The sequence below is a fragment of the Streptomyces sp. NPDC058239 genome (genome assembly GCF_042882185.1).
In the GTDB taxonomy this organism is placed as follows: domain Bacteria; phylum Actinomycetota; class Actinomycetes; order Streptomycetales; family Streptomycetaceae; genus Streptomyces.
Genome location: NZ_JBHVWS010000067.1, coordinates 1 through 18,322, shown reverse-complemented (window position 1 = coordinate 18,322; position 18,322 = coordinate 1). Strand labels below are relative to the sequence as shown.

The window sequence follows — 18,322 nt, the reverse complement described above, 5'->3', positions numbered from 1 at the left end:
GATGAACACTCAGATTGTCGGCGAACATTCGTGCCAAGATCCCGTACAGCGTATTAACCTGATGATCCGTCGACTCCCGGAGGGCGTGATTCCGGTGTGGTCGGCCTGTCGTGCGCCCGTGGTGCCGCCGTGTTCCCGCAGTGTCCAGGAGGACCCCCCCATGTCTGATGTCTCCGGCTTCAACGTCAACTCGGCCGACGGCCTGTCCAACGATGAAACAGCGATGCTCGAGACGCTGAAGACGCTGGATCAGCATCTTCGCGATATGGATGAGGCGGGCCGCAAGGTCAGGACCATCCAGGGTCAGGTCCGGGCTGCCTACCAGGCGGTTTCCTCGGAGACTCACGCGGCGGGCATCGACGAGTGGCTCAGGGCGCACGGCCGGGTCATGGAGCGCACCCAGTTCTTCCGCGAAGGCACCGCGATGGCCAACCGGCTCCTCACGGACGCCGAGCACGAGGCGAACACCTACGCCGCCGGTATCGCCGGCGAGATCAACCCCGGGTGACCTTCCCCGCCTTTCTCCCCGTCTTTCCTTCCCCGCTCTCTTAACCGCCTCACGAGGAGTTCCGCCATGACCGTCAAGATCAGCCACCAAGGGGTCCTGGACGCCATCAAGAACATGGACGCGGCCCAGCAGGAGATGAAGGAGGCGCTCGCCTGGATGGAGAAGAACTTCGGCGCGCTGCGCGACACCCTGAGCGGTCAGACCCGTACCTCCTGGGAGGAATTCCAGGCGGAGCTGGGCCGGATCAAGCTGCAGCTCGACGAGCAGTACGGGGTCGCCCGGACCACTCTCCAGCGGATGCACTCCCGGCAGATCGACGGGGACCTCGACGGCGGCCGCGGCCTGAACAACCTTCAGGGCAGCTGACCCGACCGACCGAATCGACTTCTGTGAGGTGTGAGCATGGCTGATGACGAGAAACCGGGCGACATCTTCCAGTCGACCGACGGCGTCTATCTCAGGTACGCGAACCAGGAACTCCCCACGTTCCGCCGCGACCTCACGGTCAAGCCGGACTATGTGAGCCTGGGATCGAAGATCCCGCTGGCTGTCGGAAACCCCGAGAAGTGCACGCAGGCGAAGGCACTCGAGGGCCAGATGGAGACGTACCGCGCCAGCATGCGTACGCGCTACGAAACGGCCATCACGCTCATGAACAACTTCTCGGCCAGCCTGCGTGACGTGGAGACCAAGCACCAGGACGCCGAGGACGACTCCACAGGCATGGGCGGTGCCCTCGCCGACGAGTTCTCCGAGATCTTGACCCCGAAGGGAAAGTGAAACCATGGCTGAGGTGCCCCCCGGGATGCCGGCCAAGTGGGAGGACATCCTCGCCATGTTTCACGACGGCACCACCAAGCTGCCGGACCGGAACCTGGTGGCGGGCCCGGGCGCCAAGAAGTGGATCACCAAAGAGGTGAACGGCCAATGGTTCAGCGGCACTCCGAAGCTCAAGGCGGAGGAGTGGGGGCTGGACGGCTACTACGCGTTCGCCTTCCCCACCAGGGAGGACGAACAATGGCTGATGTTCGGATTCGGTTACAACTGGACCGACTTCGGAAACGGCTCCGGGGCATTGGCCGAGTTCACCGGAGCGGCCGGCCCGATCCTCGGATCGGTGGCGGCCGGGACGAACAAGGACGCCAATCCGCTGTCGTCGAGCAAAGCGTCCCAGATCCTCAACAACATGGATGTCTGGACGGGCGGATGGGCGGCCAAGTTCAATGAATGGGCAGAAAAGGTGGGGAACGGATCGGAGGAACTGCAAGGGGAGTCCGCCGAACTCTTCGAAGCCGTTCTCCTGGCGGTGAAACGTTCGCTGCAAGAGACTCAGTCCTTTTACATGGGTGGTGCGATAAAGGAGGATCTCCAGGCGGTGAGCGATCAATTGGCGACCACCATAGGAGTGCTGAGGAAGAACTCCTGGGAGTGGTTCGACAAGCTGGAAACCGTGGGCACGGGCATCGAGTACCGAGAAGCCGGTGCCATCTCCATGGCGTTCACCCACCTCAAAGCGCAGTTCCTGAAGGTAATGAGTACCCAGAACCCCACGTCGGACCACGACGCGACGGTCAGTGGGCCTGACTGGATCGGTATTGAGGCCGCCGCGAAGGCGAGCTGGCTCGACGGGGTCAAGACCGAGCTCGACGACAAGTCCTCCCAGACGATGCTCGACCTGGCGACGGCCTACGACAAGGCGAGCGGGAAGCTCTCCGACGCGAATTCCGTCGTGAAGCCGACGTTCACCATCTCGCTGACGGCCGAGGAGCAGAAGGACTTCTACGGCGACACGGGTGCGGGCGGTGACGGTGGCGCGGGCGGCGCCGACGACATCCTCAACAAGTTCAAGGAGATGCTCGGCGGCGGTGACGGCGCGGGCGGTGACGGCGGCGGCACCGGAGACGGCTCCGGCGGTGCGGGCGGCAGCGATCTCGATCTCGGTGCCCCGCCTCCGGTCACCGGGCCGAGCGGTGGTGTCTCCGGTACCAATCTCCCGAAGACCAACAAGCTGGGCCTCGGCCCGCCTCCGGTCACCGGACCCAGTGGCGGCACTTCCGGTACGAGCAACCCTCTGGGCGGCGGCGGATCCCTGACCGTTCCGGCCGGATCGCGCATCGACCCCAAAACTGGTGCCGTCACCGACTCCAAGGGCAAGCCGGTCCTCGGCGCGGACGGCAAGCCGCTGATCGTGCCGCCCGGTTCGACGATCGGCCCCGGAGGGAAGATCATTTCCCCCGCGACCGGTGGACCGAAACCGCCGACGCTTCCCAGCGGCTCCACCTCCGGGGACCTGACGCGGGGCTTCGGAGTCGACGCCGAAGGCAACGTCATCGTCCCCAAGGGCACCAGAGTGGATGCTCAGGGAAATCTGATCGGCGCGGACGGCAAGCCGCTGACCAACATGTACGGCGGGAAACTCACCGTCCCGCCCGGCTCGCGGATCAACGCCGACGGAACCATCAGCGACCCGCAGGGCAAGCACATCACCGAGAGCAGCAACAACCTGAAGACCCGCAACCCCAAGACGCTCGACGAGCTGCTGAACGGCCAGCGCCGTCCGTCCACGTCGGGCGGCGATCTCTTCAGCGGTTCGAAGGGGGGCTCCGAGAACCTCCGCAGGTTGGTCGACAGCAACGGCAAAGCCCTTCACGAGCCGACGTCCGTGGTGTCCGGGCTCAGCAACCGGGCCCGTGCCGCCATGGGGCTGCCCGCGACCCCGGGCGTCCCGCCGACGCAGGGCAATGTGTCCACGCAGTCCCTCGGCGCCCTCGGGCGGGGCGGAGCGGGGGGCGGGACGGGGAGCGGCATGCCCTTCATGCCGCCGATGGGCATGGGCGGCGGCGGTGCCCCGGGTGGCGGCGGCAACGGCGGTGACCGGCAGCGCAACGTATGGCTCTCGGAGGACGAAGAGGTGTGGGGCACCGAGCCCGACGCCGGAACGGGCGTGATCGGACGATGAGTTCCGCAGGTGCAGAAGCGGGCGGGATACCCACCGGGAGCGAGGATTCCGCCATGCCGCCGGTGCCTGCCGACATCCGCGCGGCGGCGCGCACCGCACCCGAGCACTGGTTCGGCACGGTGGACCCCGCATGGAGCGGAGAAGGTGAACCGCCGCTGTGGGCGGTGATCGGGCAGTGGCGCTCCGACGCCGACGGCGAGATCGTCGAATGGCAGCGGAACGACAAGTACCGGCCGTCTCCCGGCATGCTCGGCTGGCCCGAACCGACCGACGACGTGGATGCCGCCATGCAGCTCGCGGCCACCGGCTACGGCCCGGTCGAGGGCGTCGCCCTGGCCGTGGTCACGGCCGAACTGGCCGTCCTGACCGCTCCCGGCGGTGGCGCGGTCAGCGCCTGCACCCCGGACGGCGACCCGGTGGTGCCGGTGTTCACCGCGCCCGCCCATCTGGAGCGGGCCGGCGCGCTCGCCCACCGGGTGCTGCCCGTCTCGGAGGCGTTCGCACTCGTACCCGAAGGCCAGGACCTGTACCTCAACCCGACGGGCCCCGTCGCTCTGCGGCTGTCCGCGGACGACCTGTCCCGCGCGGTCGACGTGCTGGAAGCGGCGGCGGAAGGCAAGGAGGAGCAGTACTGATGGTGTCGTTCCAGGAACAGCTCGCGGAGGCCATGGCCGGCCTCGCGGAGCAGACGAAGAAGATCCAGCAGGTCCAGGAGGAACTGGCCAGAGCGTCCGCCTCGGCAACCTCCAAGGACCGGATGGTGACCGCCTCGGTCAACGCCCACGGCGAGATCCTCTCCTTCAAGTTCCACACCGAGGGCTACCGCACGATGCCGGGGGCCCAGCTCGCCGAGGTGCTGAAGACCACCGTCAACGCGGCGCGTACGGAGATGAACTCCAAGGTCAGCGGCTCGGTACGGCCGCTGATGGGCAGTCAGGAGGAGCTGGCGAGCGGACTCTTCGGCGGTGGTGAGCTCGACGATCTGCTCGCTCCGCTGCGCGCGATGCAGCCCGAGGGGCTGACGGAGACGGTGCTGGGCGGCGGGCGCAAGCCGTCCGGCAACCGAGGCGAGGAGGACGAGTTCTATGGCTGACGGAACCCTGAGCGTTCCGGGAGATCTCCCGCGCCGGTTCACCCAGTTCGGCGCCATCTCAAGGATCGTCGGTGAACTGGGCGTCCTCAACGACCACATCAACCAGGAGAACAGGACTGCGGGCGGCAAGGACGATGTGTACGCGAAGGAGTACCACAAGTTCGTCGACTCGACGGGCAAGGGGCTCACGTACGGCCTCGAAGGCCTCTCCGATCTGCTCGAAATGGTCGGCATCAGCGGCAACAACGCCTCGGTCATCCTGAACGACGCCGAGGACGACGCCAACCACATTGCCGCCGGCTGAGCCGGCCGAACCCCGAAGACGCGGCACCACACAATGGCGATTGAGGTTTCCGAGGGGTGGGCGACCCTCCTCAAGACTCTGACCGGCATGCCCTTCCCGCAGGCGAACGAGGACACCCTGCGGGTGGTCAGTGACGAGTATCGCCAGATGGCCGAGAAGTTCCGTGAGGTGGAGGAGCTTCTGCGGCAGGTCGTCGGCCGCGTCGACGAGGACTTCGAGGGCGAGACCGCGACCCGGTTCGTGGCGTACGCCCGGCAGTTCGTCGAGAGGACGAACGGCAACGAGAGCATCCTCGAGCGGGCCTACGAGGACGCCATCAAGCTGTCGAAGAACGCCCACAAGACCGCTGCCGACATCGAGTACACCAAGTGGATGATCTTCGGCCAACTGGCCCTGCTCGTCGTGCAGATAGCCCTGGCCCAGGCCCTGATGCCGGTGACCGCCGGGCTGTCCGAGATCTGGGCGGCCGCGGCGATCGCCGCGTTCCGTTCCATGGCGGTGCTGATCCTCAAGTTCCTGCTGGCCCAGATCATCATGCAGACCATCACCGGCCTCGTCGGCGGCCTGCTGCTCGACTCCATCCTCCAGCTCACCCAGATGGGCCGCGGCGACCGTACGGAGTGGAACAAGAACTTCACCGCGGACGCCGCGAAGTTCGCCGCCATCGGCGGTGCGCTCGGCGGGCCCTTCGCGCTGCTGGGCGGCGGACTCGGCAAGCTGCTCGGCAATCTGACCGGCAAGGGCCTGGGGAAGATCCTCGGCAACGACGCGGGGAAGGTGCTGGGCAAGGGGCTGAGCGGGGGCGGCAAGGGCGCGGGCGGTGCCGCAGGCGGTGCGGGCAAGGCCGCGGGCGGGCTCGGTAAGGGTGCCGGTGGCGCGGGTGCGGGCGGTCTGGGCAAGGGTGCGGGCGGCGCGGGTGCGGGCGGTCTCGGCAAGGGCGCCGGTGGTGCGGGAGCCGGTGCCGCGGGCAAGGGCGCGGGTGCTGCGGGTGCGGGCGCCGGAAAAGGTGCCGGCAGCGCGGGTGCGGGTGCGGGCAAGGGCGCGGGTGCCGCAGGAGCGGGCCTGGGCAAGGGGGCGGGCGCCGCGGGTGACGGTGCGGCCGGAGCGAGCGGAAGAGCGGGAGCGGGCGCCGCAGGCCAGACGATCTCGGAGGAGTCCGCCCGCAAGCTCGGCGAGCGCCTGGGCAACATCATGGGCCGGACCAACGAATCCCTGAATCATGTGGGAGCGGACGGTGCGAGGGGGGCGGCCGCCGGAGCGGTCGGCCGGGAGGTCGTCAAGGACTTCGCGAACGCCTTCGAGAAGAACCTCGGGGACTCGCTCGGCAATGAGACCGCCCGGAACCTGGGCCGCGACTACGGCGAGGCGCTGGTCAAGAACTGGGGCGGCAAGGCCGACTGGCAGGGTCTGACCCATTCGCTGGACGACGCGCTCAAGCCGTACGTGAAGGACCTGGGGGAGAACGGAGTACGTGCGCTCTCGCATGACCTGCCCGGCTCCTTCGTACAGACCATCAGCAAGAACATCGAAGGGAACATCGGCTTCCGGATCGGTAACTTCGTCGGCGAGATCGCCGGTGAATCGGGCCACGCCGTGGTCACCGAGGGCATGTACAACCTGATCTTCGGGCCCGAGCACAAGTTCACGGTCAGCGGCTGGACCGCGGCCGCGGGCGCGGCCGGCGGCGTCATGGGCCGCGGAGTGGCCCATGGCTTCCAGGCCGTGCACCACGCGGTCTCGGGCCCCCCAGCCGCGCCGCCGCCGCGCCCCCCGGTCTTCTCGTCCGACTCGCCCACGCCGCCGTCCGGCGCGTCGCGGCCGAGCGCGGAGTCGAACACGACGGTGCGCGACGGCTCCGGCCCGAGGAACGACGCCGACAATCGCACGCTCACGGATTCGGCCTCGGACTCCGGTTCCGACAACGTCTCGCTGCGGAGCGGCGACGACAACGCCTCGGACGGCGACAGCCTGTACTACCTGGACGTGGACGACTTCTCGGACAGCCGGACGCTGTACTCGGGCGACGACGACGGGAACGCCGCACCGTACGACGTGTCCGGGGCGTCCGCCCCTTCCTTCGCCACCAGTTCGAACGACACGAACTTCACGAACGACGGCAACTACACGAACAACACGATCGAGACCAACAACACGATCGAGACCAACAACTCGAACAACAGCGACACGACGAACAACTCCGGCGACTCGACCACCAACTTCCTCACACCCGAGCCCCCCGTTCCGCCGGACTCGGTGTCGGAGCTGGACCTCCTGCTGAACAGCCTCCCCGACGTACCCGAGACGCTGCCCGCCCCGGACCAGGTACACGAGAACGTGACGCAGGAGCTCACGGACGTGAACACGCTTCTGGACGGCCTCCCGGACGTACCCGATACCCCGCTGGGCACGGTGCTTTCGCCGGAGGCGGAGCGGCTCCTGGCGGACCTGCCCGACGTACCGCGGAACGACCTTCCGCAGACGTCCGACGACGACGCGGGCGTGGGGTCGACCAGTCGGTCCGACGACTCCGGGCCGGTGAACCGGACCGCGAACGACCTCGATCGCCTCCAGGAGCGCCTGGACCGGCTGAAGGACCGGCAGAATTCCGACGACTCGGACTCCGACGCCGACCTGGCGGCACGGATGGCAAAGCTGCGGGAGGGCGACGCCGACGGCCTCGGCCGCCCCGCACGGGTCGACGAGCTCCGTGAGCAGTACCGCGCGGCCCTGGAGGAGGAGGGCGCCGACGGGCTGGAGCCCGACGGCACAACGACGGGTATCGAAGGCGACGGAGTCCTCCCGTACAACGGCGCGGGTGGCATCGCACCACCGCCGCGCCCCGTACCGACCGTGCCCACGGCGCAGGGTGCCGGCACCGCCCCCGGAGGACCACGGCAGCAGACACCCACAGTTCCGTCCCCGGACGGGCTCGATGTGGTGTTCCCGGACGTCCCGCAGAACGAACCCGGTGCCCAGCCCTTCACGGGGGACGAGCCGGACCTCGTGTTCCCCGACGTTCCCAAGGCCCCGCCCGGCACCGAACCCCCGGCCGGGAGCCGGCCGGATACGGAGCGGACCGAGAGCGACGGGAGGGGACCGGCCACCGAGGACTCGCCGAATCCTCTCCGTACGGAGTCGCAGGACGAACTGCCCTTCCGCGACGGCTTCGACGTGCACAACGACGGCGATGTCGATGCGCTGATCGCGCGCCTCGACGAACTGGGCAGCCTCACCGACGACCCGGTGAACCGGCTGGAGCAACTTCCCGACGTGCCCGAGGGCTTGACCCCCACCGAGCAGCGCAGGCTGACCAAGGACGTGGAGCGGGAGACCGATGCCCTGCTGGCGGATGCCCGGCGGGTGGGCGTCGACAGGGAGACACGGCAGCGGCTGAGCGAGCGCATCCGGGACGACGCCGGGGCGGGCAGGCACGCCGACGCCGCCGACGGCCTGCGGGAACTCGGCGACCTCGTCGCCGTGCACGGCCTCGGTGAACGCCTCCAGCAGTTCCGTCGTCACATGGACGGCGGATACGAGGCGCGGGCCGCGCAGCTGGGAATGCGCCGCACGGAGTGGCTGCGCCATGCCCTCGACATCGAGCAGTCGGCTCTCGCCAACGATCCCCGTCGGACGACCCAGCTGCTGGACGACTTCGAGAACCGTCTCGGCACCCTCGGGTCCGAGCTGAGCGCCCGCGCCGACAGCGCCCCCGAGGCGCTCCGGAAGCAGTTGGCCGACAACCGCCGGGCCGATGCGGAAGAGGCGGGCATGGACCGCGAGCGGTTCCTCGAATGGGAGGACCGCAGGGAGCAGGCGGCGACCCCCGAGGATCTCCGCAGAGTGCAGGTTGACTACGACGCCGAGCTGGAGACGTCGCGACGGCTCGCGACCTTGCGGGATCTCGGTGCATCCGAGACGGAGCTGGCCACCTGGAAGAACCGGTTCGAAGGACCGGGGCGGGGAAGCGACCTCGACGCGCAGTACGAACGTCGTGCGGCCACCCTCGGCAGGGAGGCCGAACTGGCGTCCTTCCGGGCGAGGCTGGACGCCATGCGCGAGGGCGGCCTTCAGCAGGAGTCCTCGGAGCCGCTGCCCCCGCCGCAGGACGGTGACGGCGGTCCCGGCGGTGACGGCACCCCCGGCCGGGACCGGAATGAGGACTCCCGGGCGGAGAATGACCGGATCCTGGAGGAGCGGCTCGACCGGCTGCGCGAGGGTACGGACGACACCGGGATGTCGCGCGAGGAGCGGCAGCAGTGGGAAGACCGGCGCGCGAACGCCGAGGACGACACGGCGAGGCAGGCCATTGAGCGGGAACAGCTCGACCGGATGGCACAGCTGGAGCGCGACCGGCGGCTGAAGGCCATCTCGGACGGCGACCCCGAGGGGGCGGAGCGCGGCACCGAACGCCGCGCCGCATGGCAGGACAGGCTGGACGAGGCGGCGGGCGACCCTCAGGCCATCGACCGGGTCCTCGACAGCTACGACGCCGAGACGGCGGAGCTGAGGCGTGAGGGGCAGGAGCGCCTGGAACAGGAACTGCGTGCTCCGGACCGCTTGCGGGACCTCGACCGCCGTATCGACCGCTCGCTCGACAAACTGCCCGAGGAGGTACGCGAACAGGCTGCCCACGACGCCCGCACGCTGGTGGAACGCCTGCGGAACCTGGTCACGACCGGCAATGAGCCCGGTACCCCCAAGGCGGACGACGCCGTGTCGGAGAAGCGCACGGACGTCCAGGACACGGATCTGGCGGATCTGACGGACACGTCGGGCCCGTCGAATGCCGGACCGTCGGCAACCGTGCGCAATCCGGTCTCCCGGACGAACGTCGACGAGGGTGCCGGCAACTCGGCGAAGACCCCGCGGCCGGCCGACTCCGAACGGGACAGGCGTGCTCCGGTGCAGCCGGGCGAGCAGCTGATGGAGGCTCCGCGGCATCTGGACGATGCGTCGGAGTCCGGAGGGAAGGACGGGGACAGCCTTCACTCGCGGGAGCGGGACAACCTGCCGTCGCCGAACGCCCGTCGTGTACGTACACAGACCGAGGACGACACGCAGTCCCTCCCCGACACGCGGACCACGTCGGAATCCGAACCGAACAACGACGTCGATCCCAAGTCCGACGACGCGTCCGACTTCACGTCCGAGGACGCTTCCGACCTCAGGTCCGACGACGACGCCGACTCCGTGGCTTCCGCTCCCAAGGACTCCGACATCCCCGTGAAGGAGAACGAGGAGCCGCCGGGCGGCCCTGGCGGTGACGGCTCCTCACCGGCGGGCTCGTCGGGCGCGCAGCAGCCCACGGCCCGCGACAAGGCCCTGAATGCGCTCTCGGCGGACGAGTACGAGCAGCGGATGTACCGGGTACGCCGCGACCGTCCGGACCTGACGACAGAGGAGGCACGCCGCGACGAGGTGTTCCGCCGGATCGAGAACCCGGGCGTGAAGGTGGAGAAGGCGGCCTTCGCCCCTCCGCTGCTGAGCGACAACGTGGATCCGCTCCCGCAGGAGCAGTCCAGTGAATTCGTCACGTTCGACGACAACGCGATGCTGCCGAAGTCGATGAAGGGCCACGGGCACGGACGGATCACCATCAGAGGTGCCGACGTGCTGGCCGAATCCGTCGCGAGGCGATGGAGTCTGCGCCCCGACGGGCTCGACGAGTTGAAGCGCGTGCTCGTCCAGAGTCCGCATACGCTGCTCAGCCCCCGGACCTTCATCCTGCCGACCACGGACGGCGGCCACCGGGAGATCTCCCTCTCGATGGAGAGCTACGGAAACTGGCGCCGCCACGCCGAGCCGTCGGCGTTGGCCGCCGTGGACGACGTGGCCGAGTCCGTACTGCACAAGGACGGAAACGGGAACGAGGGCAGTTCGACCACCTCGAAGACGGAAGGGCCGAAGGCCGAAGGGGCCAAGGCCGGCGAGTCGAAGACGCAGGAGCCGAAGGCGGAGGGGTCCAAGACCGCCGCGTCCAAGACCGACGAGTCGAAGACGGACGCCTCCAAGACGGACAAGTCCGAGACCGACGAGTCGCAGAAGAGCGCGTCGAAGACCGCCGAGGCCAAGGCCACCGACGCCCCCGTCAAGATCGAGACCGAACTCCGCACCCGCCCCGGTGCGACGGAGACCAAGACCCTCGGCACCTCCCGCGCCTTCGGAGTGGCGGTCCCGCTGGGGCCCTCCGCGGGGGCCGTCGGTGCGTTCGGGTCGGTGTCCCTCAGCGCACGGCGTATGGAGGCCTCCTACACGTACACCCAGGAGAGCCGCGCCCAGAGCAGTGTGACCGCGGTCGGCAAGGACGGCAGTCATCTGCATGTGAGCGACCTGCACATCGTCGTCGAGTCCTCGCGCGTCTGGGACAAGAAGGGCCGTGAGCTGTCCCCGGACCAGCAGCAGCCCGGCACCGCCGCGCAGCGGCGCTACCGCATCCAGGACGGAGTCACCTGGCGCGTCCCGGACAGCGTCACCGACCCGGCGATCCCGGACCGGCTGCCCATCGCCTTCGAGTTCGCGCCGGGCGCCCGGCCGCACCTGCTCGCACCGCTGAGCGTCACCACGGAGACCCGGCTGCTGGACTGGGCGCTCGCGAACTTTCCCGAGGCGATCCCCGGCAGCTTCCTCCGCCACCAACTGGCCGAGCTGTTCGGCGAGGAGAGCCTGCGCACGATGATCGCGCAGAGCTCCGGCGAGACGGTGGTCAGCGCCCCGCTCTTCGCCGGTCTCGGCAACCGGTCACTGGGCTCTGTCGAGCTCCGGCTGATCCCGGTCGACGCCACACTGCTTCAGGCGTCCGACAAGACCGAGGTCAAGAAGGCAGACGCACAGCGCTCCACCGCCACCACGGAGAAGAAGAACACCCAGGGCGCCGGGGTCGGGATCTCCGCCGGTCCTCAGCTGGCGCTGCTCCAGCCCGCGGGCACCCTGAGCCTCCAGATCGGGGGATCGGCCGCCCTGACGACCCAGCGTGCGGAGAGCAGCTACAGCGGCAACACGGCCGAGTCCGTGCGGACGCTCAACAGCCGCGGCCACTCGGGGCTCTACGACGTCCGCTTCCGGATCGAGCTGCGCAGGCAGGGCGGCGCATGGGAGTCGCCCGAGCCGGCCGAGAGGACCGCCCAGGCCAACCGGAACGACCCGAACGAGGAAGGCGCCTTCCTCACCGCCACCGTGCAGTTGCCACGGGCCGACGCACGCAGACTGGCCGGCTGGGACGACGGCACCGCACCCGTCCCGGATGCCGAGGCGCCCCCTGCCCCCGCGTATCTGTCGCCGTCGCATCCGGCGACGTTCGGTCTGCACGCGGTCCTGGACCTCGCCGCGACCCGTGACCCGGAAACGGTCCCGCCCCAGGTCTCCCTGACGGACGAACTGGTCGACCGCATCCAGGCCGGGCTGCACCGCGCCTACCCCGACCTGGTGCTTCCGCCCCGGCCGGACACCGCGGTCGACGGCGACCGGAACGGCGGCAGCGACCGGAAGTACAACACCGCGGTGCGCAACACCCATCTGCTGCGCCAGGCACTCTCCCGTACGGTGCTCGAAGGCTCCCTCGACCGCCTGACGAGCACCGGACTGCGGATCCAGCTGGAGCAGCTCGACTCCGTCAGCAAGCGGTACGTCGTTCTCACCGTGCGCGCGGAGGCGACGAACCGTCAGTTCGTGGGTGCCCACCACGATCTGGGTCTCGCGAACAACGTCCTGTCGACCCGCCGCGCGGACAGCGCGACCACCCGTACCCACGGCTGGTCGGTCGGCGTCGACGTGGGACTGACCGGGATCGAGCGCTTCGGCGGCACCGGGAGTATCGGCTACCGGTACGGCAGGCAGACCGCCTACGGCATGACGTACGGCCCGACGCTGACCCCGGACGGCGGCATCACCAGCTCCGGGTCGCAGCACCTGTGGTCGTACGACCTGGCCTTCACCGCCGAGGCCACCAGTTTCACCAGGCCGCGCCAGATCGCGCGGACCATGACCGGCGAGCTGCTCAGCACCCGGTGGTTCGTGAAGCAGGCCGCCGGGAGTGTCGACGTCCTGGCCATCGAGCAGGGCGACGGACAGACCGCCCCGGCCCCCGTCACCGGCCGCGTCACCCTTGCCGTACCCGCGTCGCTGTCCGTCCCCTCCACACTGCCTCTCCACCGGCCGGAGACGGTCACGGCCCCCGTGTCCGTGCCGATGGACCCGGCTCTGGCCGAACTTCTCTCCTCCGGGAAACCCGTCTCCACGGATGACTGGACGCCTCACGCCCTCTTCGGTGGCCTGCACTCCGTGCAGAGCGTCACCTCGCCCGAAGTCGTGGTGCACCACCTCAAGGAACTGCTCGCCTCCGTCTCCGGCAACTCCTGGATCTACGGGACCGACGGGACCTCCGCCTCCGGCGCGCTGGCCGAGGCGTTCACCACCGGTCGCAACGAGGCGGACTTCAGCGACGCGGCGCAGACGGGCAAGCATGTCAGCGACCTGTTCGGGAAGACGGCCGTCACCGACATCACCGCGTCGGTCAGCGCCTGGCCGCAGGTGCGCGGGACGCGCGTGCTCGCCGTCGTCGACTCCAGCGACCTCGCCCTCTCCAACATCGGCTCGGGCACCAGCGGGGCGGGACACTCGGTCGCCCATGTCCGCAGTCACGCCATCTCGTCCCTGCTGGCCTTCCGGGCCAAGCACACCGACGCGTTCCAGACCTCCGGCACCTACGGTCTCACCGCGTCGCCGTACCAGCGCACCAGCACCGCGACCTCGGCCGAGACCTTCTCGGCGAACCCGGCCCACACGGTCCAGTACACCGGACCGATGGTCCTGGTCGGCGCCGATGTGGCATGGCACCTCGCGGCCCGCTCCCAGCCGTCCGGTCTGCTCCGGGCGCCCGTGGAACTGATGCGCGGACGGCCGCCCCAGGGCCGGGTCGTGGAGATCCCCGACGGCCTGCTCGTGTGGATGCCGCTCGCCGAGGCGAGGAGGGCCGGTCTCTTCGACGACGGTCTCACCGCTCCGCCGCCCCGGCAGCTCTTCACCGCAGTCGATGCGGCCGCGCACGCCACGCTCACGGTCGGCCGCATCGACATGTCCGAGGCGGTCAGCCGGTTCATGGGCACCCTGATGGAAGACCTGCCGCAGCACAAGAGCTGGCTCGGGCCCAAGAGCCTGCTGGCCGATCAGCTCGGCGGCCTGGCACGGCAGATGACCACCCTGTCGCCGTCCGGTATCCGCGCTCTCCAGACGGGCATGGAGAACGGCGGCACCTCCCTGCGTCTGGCCCGGAACAAGATCGGGCCGACCAGGGACGCCAGTCTCACGGTGACCCTGGAACGGTCCGGATTCACCCCCGGTGCGCTGCGCCACGACGTGAAGCCCACGATCACCCGGCCCACGTCCACGGCGGAGACTGTCACGGAGAAGCTGGCGCGCGGGTACGAGGCCGGCTACCGGCTCGGCGAGGTGCCCACCATCTGGGACCGTCCGGGTCTCCGGAGCGGCGGCTTCACCCTCGACGACCGGGTCGGGTCCACGCGCTCGTCCGCCCTGGCACACGCGGTCACCGACGCCGTCAGTGCCCAAGTGGCCTTCGAGGGGCCGGTGGTGACCGGTCGGACGACGTTCAGCGTCACCTTCACCCTGGAGCTGCCCGACGGGACAGTGGTCCCTCGCACGTATCCCGTAGGCGAAACCGAGGTGGTGCTGCCGCTGAGCCTCGCCCGGCCGCAGAAGACCGAACAGCAGACAACCGAAGCCCGGACGACCGAACCGCAGAAGACGCAAACGCAGAAGACCGAACCGAAGAAGACCGAACCACTGGCGGCCCGCACACCCCGGGATGCCGCACGCCCGATGCTGCTTCCCCCGGATCAGCAGCAGGCCGTTGCGCTCCGGGAGCGCAACGCGGCGGGCAGGAAACTGTTCGCCACCGGCCCGGAGAGTGTCGTCGTCACCACCGTCGGCGGCATCACCGCACTCCGGGACGCCGCAGCGTACGCCGTCGACCTCGCTGTCAAGGGACGCGGCGCCACGACCGACGCCGCGACGGAGATGCCCACGAACAGCCATGGCCGTTATGTGCGGAAGACGGTACTGACGCGGCCCGGCACCGCCGCCGGTGAAGTCCTCAAGGGGGGCATCAGCACCGACGTGCTGAGCGCCTACCTTCCGCAGATGATCCGCGACAGCCTGACCGTCACGCTGCACGACACCACGTCGACGATCGGCGGGACGGACGCGACCCTGAAGATCTCCGCCGACGTCGATCTGTCGCGGGCCCGGCTGCTGGCCGTGGACCCGGGCGCGGGACTCGGCGGCAGCCGGCGGACCATGGACAACGACACCTACACGGGTGACACCACCGAATCGCACATGCCGTCGATGACCGCGGGACCGGCCTTCCAGACGCAGCCCCTGGTGCAGGCCACGGCCGCCATGCCGGGCTGGACGGACTCCGACGCGGCGGGCGGTGCCGCCGACCGCCGTACCTCCGCGCTGACCACGCTCAAGCCCTTCGCCGGCGGCGCCGTGCTCATCCAGGCACCCCTGCACATACTCCAGACGGCGAAGGCATCGCACCGCATCGCGGACCTGCCGGTCGTCCCGTCGTTGCTCAGGCCCGGGACCCGGCCGCCCGTCACCGTCGAGCACATGGTGCAGGACGGGGTGACGATGTGGGTGTCGTTCGACGTCGCCCGGGAGCACAAACTGCTGCCGCCCGAGGTCGAGGCCGCTGCGGACACCGTCAAGGAACAGACCAAGAAGTACACCAAGGCCGCCACGAAGGCGGAGACGGCCGAGCGGCGCCTGCGCGCACTCGACAGCGAGGTCACCTCCCTCCACACGGAGCTCCGGCGCCTCCTGGAGACCGGCACGGACGTGGCCGCGGCGCCGGAGAGGCTCGCCACGGCCCGCTCCCGGTACGCCGAAGCCCAGCAGGACCTGGCCAACCATCGCCGAGCCCTCGCGACCGCCGAGCAGCACCTCGCCGCCGCATCCGAGGCCGCCTGGAACGCGGTCGACCACTACACGATCACCGGTACCCGCCCCTCCGGCACGCCGCCGGTCGCCTGGAGCGAGCCGGCCGCCGCCGCGGCCACCGAACAGGCTCCGGCCACCGTCGCCGGATACCCGCCGCTCACCGAAGCCCTCGAAGGGCCGGTGTCCCTCGAAAGCACGGTGTCCCACGAGGGCCCGGCCGCCGGCCTCACCGGACCGCCGCGCCTCGTCACGCGGGAGGACGTCCTCGCCCGCACGGAGGTCTGGCTCGACGACGCGGGGCCGCTGTCGGACACGGACGCCGTACGCCGGGAACAGATCAAGGCGGCAGGCTGGGCGCAGCGCCTGCGGACGGCGGACGCCGCCTACCGGTCGTCGCTGGAGGCCGTACTGGCCGCGCGGTCACCCCTGAGGGCTGCCGAGCTCCAGGAGGCCCGAGCCCGAAAGGCAACGGAGCGGGCGGAGACCGAGGGACGACTCGACGCGGTCGATGCCGAGCTGAAGAACGCACGGTCGGTGTATGACCGGGCAGTCGCACAGCTGACGGCCGACTACCGCGAACTCGCCCTGGTGCAGACGAACTTCGAAGCGGTGGACGTATCCACCCGAGGGGTCCTGGAGCCGCAGGCCGAAGGCAGCGCCCCCCGCGTCGTCACCCCCTGGCACCCCGCGCCCGAACCCGAGGGCTACGTCCGCCCGGCCGACGCGAAGTCCGCCCCCGAGCCCTACACCGCCGAGGGCGAGGACTCACAGGGGCGCCCGGTCAGTCTGAAGTCGCCGGACGGCCGCGTCCTCCACCTCGTGGAGCCGCCCTCCACCGGACCCGCGCACCTCGACATCGGTACGAGCTTCCACCGGTCCCTCCTCGACGCGGTCGAGCGCGCCCATCCGGGGCTCCTCGCCGAGATGGGGCTCCACGCGTCCGGCAGAAGTCTTTCCGCCGCCGATGTCGAGCACTTGAGGCAACGCCTCGCCGACCGGCTGATGGCGGACCGCGACGAACTCGCGGAGTTCCTCGCGATCGATCCCCAGGAGCGGTTCACCGCACAGGAGCTGGCCGACGCGGGAATCGTGCTCAGCGAGGCACAAGCCGCCGAACACGCCGCCTCGCGCAGCCGCCTCCCGGATACCGTGGCCGCCCGGCTGACCCCCGACCAGCGCCTGGACCTGGCCCGTACGACACTGCTGCGGTCCGGCGACGGGCAGATCGGCGACCGCAAGGACGCGGGCTGGAACCACTCCGCGGGAGACCTGGCGGCACTGCTCGCGGCCCGTGTGCTCGGGGTCCCGGTCACTGTGGTCGAGTCGGACCTGAACCATCTGACGTTCGCCGCTCCTGGAACGGACACGGGAGGAAACACGCGGTCGGGCGTGGTGCTGCACCTCGCGGACGACCGGTACCGGCCCGCCGTGCCTCGCGCGACGGACGGCCTGCTGCTCAACGCCGACTCGGAGATCACACAGCAGCTCTCGGACACGGTCCTGTCCGAGAGCACCGCGACCGCGCCGGCCCGCGACGCGCTCCCCGCCGGTCCGATCCACTACGTGGGCGCCGGTCCCGGTCCGCTGGCCGTGGTCCCCAAGGAACTCAATTTCATCTGGCTGGGTGGCGAACTGACGGACGGTGCCCGCGCCAACCTCCGGACATGGGCGGCCAAGGCAGAAGAAGCACAGTGGAAGCTGACGATCTGGACGGACGAGGGCGGCCGGCGCAACAACAAGGAGTTCCTCAAGGGCCTGGTGGATTCCGGCACCGTTCATCAAGGCCGGGTCGAGGACCTGTTCAAAAAGGACAAGAGCTCCGGCGGGGAGAAGCTGCCCTCCAAGGTGTCCAAGCTGTACGAGGCCGCGCGTAAGGAGAACAGCTTCGCGATGGCCTCCGACATCGCCAGATACACCCTCCTCCACAAGCACGGCGGGGTGTATCTCGATGTGGACCTGGGGCCGGGAGAGGCGGTGCTGCGTCCCGAGGGCGTGACAATGTCCAAGAGCGACGAAACCCTGCCGATGTTCGGTCCCATGCTTCGCGATCCCAACAGCGTACGGAAACTGCTCGGACTCGAAGAGAACGCACCCGTGACTGCGGACCGGATCCACCAGGCCGCCGAAGTCGCTTACGGGGAGGGACGCTTCGGGAACCAGTTCATCGTCACACACCCCCGGAGCCGCTTCATGAAGCAGGTTCTGGACAATCTGCCGGACATCAACAACAAGGACGCCTACGCCAAGGGTGTCCTTGAGCTGGCCATAAAGTCGAAGAACGTGGGCGCCAGTACCGGTCCGATATTCCTCCTGCGGCAGTTCAACGAGCACATCAAGTCCCTCGACACCACGCAGGCCCCGAACATCAGGTTCGGGCCGCCCGCCGAGTTCCGTGTCCGGGCAGCCGAGTGGGCGGACTGGACGCGTCTGGACTGGCTGACCGACGAGAGCGAGAACCAAGAAGCCCCCCAGAGCACGTCCGCGCCCGCCCGGCGG

At 69.5% G+C, this 18,322-nt stretch carries 8 protein-coding genes; all 8 read left to right on the top strand.

What is annotated here, in order from left to right:
* The first annotated feature begins 160 nt into the window (after positions 1-160).
* The gene (locus tag ACFVYE_RS41075) at positions 161-508 is read left to right on the top strand and encodes a hypothetical protein (protein WP_383966739.1); all 348 of its coding nucleotides are present in this window, start codon (positions 161-163) and stop codon (positions 506-508) included.
* A gap of 66 nt (positions 509-574) precedes the next feature.
* Entirely contained in the window at positions 575-874 is a 300-nt protein-coding gene (locus tag ACFVYE_RS41070; RefSeq protein WP_383966742.1) for a hypothetical protein, read from the top strand.
* A 36-nt stretch (positions 875-910) separates the two neighbouring features.
* Positions 911-1,288 (top strand): hypothetical protein, encoded by a 378-nt coding sequence (locus tag ACFVYE_RS41065; RefSeq protein WP_383966745.1) that lies wholly within the window; start codon positions 911-913, stop codon positions 1,286-1,288.
* 4 nt (positions 1,289-1,292) lie between these two features.
* Complete coding sequence (locus ACFVYE_RS41060; RefSeq protein ID WP_389608653.1) at positions 1,293-3,467, top strand: hypothetical protein; 2,175 nt, start codon at positions 1,293-1,295, stop codon at positions 3,465-3,467.
* 53 nt (positions 3,468-3,520) lie between these two features.
* The gene (locus tag ACFVYE_RS41055; RefSeq protein WP_383966751.1) at positions 3,521-4,102 is read left to right on the top strand and encodes a type VII secretion system-associated protein; all 582 of its coding nucleotides are present in this window, start codon (positions 3,521-3,523) and stop codon (positions 4,100-4,102) included.
* A complete protein-coding gene (locus tag ACFVYE_RS41050) occupies positions 4,102-4,560 on the top strand; it encodes a YbaB/EbfC family nucleoid-associated protein (RefSeq protein ID WP_266364628.1) in 459 nt (152 codons plus the stop codon). The genes ACFVYE_RS41055 and ACFVYE_RS41050 overlap by 1 nt, the downstream gene beginning before the upstream one ends.
* Entirely contained in the window at positions 4,553-4,864 is a 312-nt protein-coding gene (locus ACFVYE_RS41045; protein WP_383966754.1) for a hypothetical protein, read from the top strand. Before ACFVYE_RS41050 ends, ACFVYE_RS41045 begins: the two co-directional genes overlap by 8 nt.
* A gap of 87 nt (positions 4,865-4,951) precedes the next feature.
* A partial coding sequence (locus ACFVYE_RS41040; RefSeq protein ID WP_389608652.1) for a glycosyltransferase occupies positions 4,952-18,322 on the top strand: 13,371 nt, incomplete at its 3' end.